This is a genomic window from Stenoxybacter acetivorans DSM 19021 (assembly GCF_000745895.1).
GTDB classification, from domain to species: domain Bacteria; phylum Pseudomonadota; class Gammaproteobacteria; order Burkholderiales; family Neisseriaceae; genus Stenoxybacter; species Stenoxybacter acetivorans.
Window position 1 is genome coordinate 1 of sequence record NZ_JQKE01000132.1, and the last position, 1,572, is coordinate 1,572.

General features: G+C 43.7%; 3 protein-coding genes. All 3 read left to right on the top strand.

What is annotated here, in order from left to right; all coding sequences use genetic code 11:
- A partial coding sequence (locus Q384_RS10910; protein WP_037588102.1) for a VENN motif pre-toxin domain-containing protein occupies positions 1–593 on the top strand: 593 nt, incomplete at its 5' end.
- A gap of 1 nt (position 594) precedes the next feature.
- On the top strand, positions 595–879 hold the full coding sequence (locus Q384_RS10915) for a hypothetical protein (protein ID WP_037588103.1): 285 nt from the start codon (positions 595–597) through the stop codon (positions 877–879).
- 100 nt (positions 880–979) lie between these two features.
- Positions 980–1,572, top strand: a 593-nt coding sequence (locus Q384_RS10920) for a VENN motif pre-toxin domain-containing protein (protein WP_037588105.1), incomplete at its 3' end; no start/stop codon positions are given.

Genomic DNA, 1,572 nt, shown 5'->3' on the forward strand with positions numbered 1-1,572 from the left:
AGAAAGACCAAATCCGCGATATAGCGAACTTAGCGGCTGGCTTGGTTGGCGGCGTAACGGGCGGAGGTGTCGGTGCGGTAACGGGGGCTGTGGCGAGTGATAATGCGGTGGTGAATAATGAAGTATCACGAGTAGATCCTAATGTGATACCTGAAAAATTAAAAAATATTTTAGATAATGCAGGTATCACAGCAGAAGTTACGGCTGCACTAGGATTGGGAGGAAATGTTTCTATTACAATTAATCAAGATGGAACGGCTACTATAACCACATCACTTACTACCGGTGCTGGGTTAGGGGCATCTGTTTCTGGCGGGTCTTCTACAGCCAGCCGTCCTGATGGTGCATTTATTGAAATATGTGGAGGCGGAGGCGGAGGTATTGGTGTTTCTGCATGTTATACATCTGCACTTCAAAAAAATGCATTACCTATTTTAAATATAAAAGGTGGTATAAATGTAGGATTTCATTTAAATTCAAATATCGGATATCAAAAAACTATAAAAATTAAAAAAGGAGCAGCTCAAGAAATTAATCCTTATAATTCTTATTATAAGCCGATCTATCAAATTTTGCCGCAAGACTGGAAGTGACATGATTAATATTATATTATTTGTTTATTTTTCTTTTGGAACTCTATTGATTTTTTTGCATTTTTATTTTGCTTTTAAATTAGGAAAAGCAGAAAACAAGATTAATTCTTTTTTTGATATATTTGATATTAGATTTTCATTTTTTATTATAAAAGCCAATTTTGGAATAATACCTGTAAAAAATAAAAATATACTAATGGTTGAAAGAATAATATTTTTTATATTTTTAGGTTTATTTATTGCGGTATTCTTAGCTATATTTTATAAATTTACTTTGAATTTATAAAATATACATAGCTCTTACCACTTTAAGTGTAAGCGGCGGTGCAGACGTCAATGTTCAAAAAGAAGAGAGCTGGCAGCAACGCGATGAAGCATTAAAGGCATTGGAAGACACCCTCACGCCGGAGCAATGGGAAGAATATCGCGGTAAGACCAAAAATGGCTACAAACCGGAATACTTACAGCAACAGCTGGGCAATAATCACCCCTTGTGGCAAAACTACGCACAGGCAGACCGGCTGTACCAACAAACCGAACAGCAATACGGCACCGGCAGCCCTTATCAACGCGCCGCTCAAGCCTTGGCAGCCCTGGCGGGCGGCATTGCCGGCGGCAACCTCAGCCAAGCGGCAGCCGGCGCCGCCATGCCTTATGCCGCCAACCAAATCGGTCAGTATTTTAATGGTCAAGAACCAACGGCAGCGAACGAAGCGGCACGAATCTTAGCCCACGCCGCCTTGGGCGCAGCGGCGGCATACCTCAGCGGCGGTGCAGACGCGGCAGTGAGCGGCGCGGCGGGTGCGGCGAGCGGCGAAGTCATGGCAAAAATCGTTCACGAAACCCTGTTTGGAGACAAACCGACCCAAGAATTAACCGAAACCGAGAAAGACCAAATCCGTGATATAGCGAACTTGGCGGCTGGATTGGTTGGCGGCGTAACGGGCGGTGGTGCCGGTGCGGTAACGGGGGCTGTGGC